5 protein-coding genes are annotated in these 3,187 nt (G+C 65.7%); 4 read left to right on the top strand and 1 reads right to left on the bottom strand.

Annotated features, from left to right (window positions below):
- Positions 1–255 precede the first annotated feature (255 nt).
- Both ACLP9N_RS36970 and ACLP9N_RS36965 read left to right on the top strand, forming a co-directional pair.
- Complete coding sequence (locus tag ACLP9N_RS36970; RefSeq protein WP_442412040.1) at positions 256–480, top strand: hypothetical protein; 225 nt, start codon at positions 256–258, stop codon at positions 478–480.
- Positions 481–490: 10 nt separating this feature from the next.
- Complete coding sequence (locus tag ACLP9N_RS36965) at positions 491–1,279, top strand: AAA family ATPase (protein ID WP_442412039.1); 789 nt, start codon at positions 491–493, stop codon at positions 1,277–1,279.
- Positions 1,280–1,449: 170 nt separating this feature from the next.
- Here the strand turns inward: ACLP9N_RS36965 and ACLP9N_RS36960 are convergent, their stop codons facing one another.
- On the bottom strand, positions 1,450–1,779 hold the full coding sequence (locus tag ACLP9N_RS36960; RefSeq protein WP_442412038.1) for a hypothetical protein: 330 nt from the start codon (positions 1,777–1,779) through the stop codon (positions 1,450–1,452).
- 74 nt (positions 1,780–1,853) lie between these two features.
- Here ACLP9N_RS36960 and ACLP9N_RS36955 point away from each other — a divergent pair, with 74 nt between their 5' ends.
- Positions 1,854–2,114 (top strand): hypothetical protein, encoded by a 261-nt coding sequence (locus ACLP9N_RS36955; RefSeq protein WP_442412037.1) that lies wholly within the window; start codon positions 1,854–1,856, stop codon positions 2,112–2,114.
- Between the two features lie 161 nt (positions 2,115–2,275).
- Positions 2,276–2,533: a hypothetical protein gene (locus ACLP9N_RS36950; protein ID WP_442412036.1), complete on the top strand. Its 258-nt coding sequence runs from the start codon at positions 2,276–2,278 to the stop codon at positions 2,531–2,533.
- Positions 2,534–3,187 lie beyond the last annotated feature (654 nt).

Genomic DNA, 3,187 nt, shown 5'->3' with positions numbered 1-3,187 from the left:
CCCACCGCCCTACCCGACATCCGCAAAGGCATCCGGATCAAGGCCAGCTGAACCGGCCCGTTTCGCGGGCATTCCTACCTGAGGCACGGACAAAATTTCGCGGGCATCTTGATTTGAGGCACTACGGCTGCCGCGTTAACTCATCAGAATTGCCCGCGTAGCGGAGTCGTTGCCTCACGGGGGAATGCCCGCGTAGCGGCGTGCCTCCCCGGGATGGGACGCGGGTCAGCTACCCGAATCGGTATGGGGCTGACGATGAGTCAACGCAGGGCTGTGACGACCGTGATCGCGCGGCGGTACCTGTCGACGTCGCGCAAGCAGAAGGCGGCGATGCTGGCCGAGTTGTGCGGGCTGACCGGGCATGATCGCGATCATGCGCTCAAGGCGCTGCGTTCTGTGTTGCGCCCGAAACGTGTTGCGCGCAAACGTAAGCCGCGTCCACCCGTGTACGGTCCGGAGGTGATCGCCGCGTTTGCGTAAGGTGTGGGCGGTGCTCGATGGCCCGGTCGGCAAGCAGCTGGCGCCGTTCCTGGGTGAGATCGTGAGGCGGCTGCGCGCCTGCGGCGAGCTCGACATCGCCGAGGAGACCGCCGCGAAGCTGTGCGCGATGAGCGCGGCCATCATCGATCGCCGACTTTCCCCGGATCGCAAGAAGATGCAGCTCAAGGGCCGTTCGCTGACCAAGCCGGGCTCGCTGCTGAAGTCCCAGATCCCGATCCGCACCTGGGCGGACTGGGACGACGCGGTGCCCGCGTTCGTCGAGATCGACCTGGTCGGCCGCGAGGGCGGCGACCCCAGCGGCGACTTGTGCCACACCCTGATCGGTGACCGACATCGCCACCGGCTGGACCGAGGCGCGCGGTGCGCAACAAGGCGCAGACCAGCCCCGTCTCGGCCAAGGCGCTACAGCTTCACGGTGCCGGCGAGCTCACCTGATCAGCGCAGCCTGGTCATCGTCGACGAGGCCTCCATGGTGCGCACACCCGAATTGAAGACCCTGCTCGCCGCGACCACCGCGGCGCGCGCCAAGACCGTGCTGGTCGGCGACCCCTACCAGCTGGCCCCGGTCAAAGCCCGCGGGGGCATGTTCGAGCACCTCTGCGCCGAGCTGCCCTGGTCGCAGGGGCTTGCCGAAGTGTGGCGCATCCGCGACGCGAGGAACGCGCCGCCTCGCTGGCATTGCACTGCGGCGCGGCAACCGGCTGCGCAAGGCCGTGGGCTGGTATTGCAGCCACGACCGCCTATGCACCGGCGACCCCATCACAATGGCCATCGATAGCATTACACGCCTACCAGGCCGACCCCGCGGCCGGCAAGGATGCGCTACTGGTCTGTGACACTTGGGAGATGGCCGATGCCCTCAACCGGCGCCTGCACGACACCTTGACCGCCGAGGGCCCACCGCACAGGCGGCCCGCGAGCAGACGATCCGCGCCGGCGCCATCATCATCAGCCGTCACAACGACGATGCCCGCATCCCAGTGCATGCGGCCCCCCCGCGCTGACCGGGATCATCCCGAGCAGGTGCGCATCGGGAATCGCTGGCGGCGTCGCCGGCGTCGACCAAAGACCAACCGCGTCGCCGCCGAACGGCTCACCGACAACGCCCGCGTCGTCTTCGAAAACGATTACTTGCCTAAGCATGTCAGCCTCGGCTATGCCGTCACCGTGCACTCCGCGTAAGGCATCAGCGCCGACACCGCGCACGCCGTCATCGGCGAAACCGCCGGCCGCGCATCGGCCTACGTGGCCATGAGCCGCAGCCGCGACACCAACCACGCCTACATCTACACCCACTTCAGCAGCGAAGCCGACCACGAACATGCCGCACCGGTCGCCGGCATGCACATGTTATGGCGCGGCACCAGCTACTCCGCGGCAAGCTCTATGCGGCCATCCTGGCCAACGATGACCGGCCCCGCACCATGTACCCCGAAGCCGAGCGAACCGACCGCGAGCCGCCGACATCGGACGCGCCGCCGAGCGCGGCGTGGACCGCGGCCACGGCCGCTGCAACTGGCCATTTGGAGCAGCGGCCAATTGAAGATGGCCGGAACCATGAATGGACGTCAGCGTGGAGGACATTTCGACCATCGGCCGCGATGCTGACGTAATGGAAGACACGGCACCACGGGAACGACACCCCGAACCGCTACCGGTCGGCGGGAGTTTGGGTGTTGCGGTGCAGGGCAACTGGGTCATGGGCCCAGGCGACTGCCAGCCGCTGGCAGTCGTCGGCACGTCCCGGCCAGCCGGGCGATCGAAGGAACACAAAATGAGGAAACTGATCACTGCGATGGCTATTGGCGGCGCACTTGCCGCAGGCGGAATCGTAGTCGCGGGACCGGCAAGCGCAGATGGGCCCTGTGGCGGCGCGGTCGTGTTGGGCAACGGCGGGGGCCGTTGCGACTACGACCAACGCCGGGATGGCAGCTTCACCCGCTGCGACACTGTGTACGTGCTCGGTTTCGGCGGCACGAACTGCTATCTGGTGTACCCCCCACCACCGGCAGACGCTCCGGCGGCAGCGTAAGGATCGGCATAGCGCGGGTTCGCTAGCCCAGGTACTCGTACAGTCACTCGCTCAGCCGGCATGTGTGCGGCGACGAGGAACGCTGTGACGAGGCCAGCGAGCCCGCCGCCGATGACATGCGATCTTTTACTCAATACCGTGCGAGCGGTAGGGTGCTGATCTCAGAATCGTTGAAAACTGTTGGACTAGTTGATGCTTCGTCAGTATTGATGCAGATTCGGCTCAGCGGGCAGATAGGAATGTCGCAGGGCTTGTTTTCCTCGTAACGCGGGCCAGGCCGAGCTCGGTGGACATCGCAACAGCGTCCTTCATCCCAATCCGAACCCGCATTCTCGGAGTCCGGCCCATCGGCACTTACCTCGATGATGTTCTTCGCGGGTCGTCGTCGGCTCGGGCCGAAACTCCCAGCATTCATCCGACATTCGGCTGTCGCGGCCCGGTTGTCGTTGGCAACAATCCAATTCCCGGCCGTAGCCATGTCTACTCTCGGTGCGCTTTTGTTATCCGCCGACGGGCACTACGTGCTGGGGCATCGTCAAGTTGTTGCTTGTGTGGTGCTGCCAGGATTGGTCGGTGGCGATTGCAGCGAGGTACAAGGGCTACCGGTATCCGATCGAGGTCATCGGGCATGCGGTGTGGCTGTATCACCGTTTC

The organism is Mycobacterium sp. (assembly GCF_052144515.1).
Taxonomy (GTDB): Bacteria; Actinomycetota; Actinomycetes; order Mycobacteriales; family Mycobacteriaceae; genus Mycobacterium.
This window is presented reverse-complemented; position numbering and strand designations above follow the sequence as displayed.

What these genes read in the sequence shown, in the direction of transcription:
- ACLP9N_RS36970 (WP_442412040.1), top strand. Translation starts at nt 256, where the DNA reads ATGAGTCAACGCAGGGCTGTGACGACCGTGATCGCGCGGCGGTACCTG.
- ACLP9N_RS36955 (WP_442412037.1), top strand. Translation starts at nt 1,854, where the DNA reads ATGGCGCGGCACCAGCTACTCCGCGGCAAGCTCTATGCGGCCATCCTG.
- ACLP9N_RS36950 (WP_442412036.1), top strand. Translation starts at nt 2,276, where the DNA reads ATGAGGAAACTGATCACTGCGATGGCTATTGGCGGCGCACTTGCCGCA.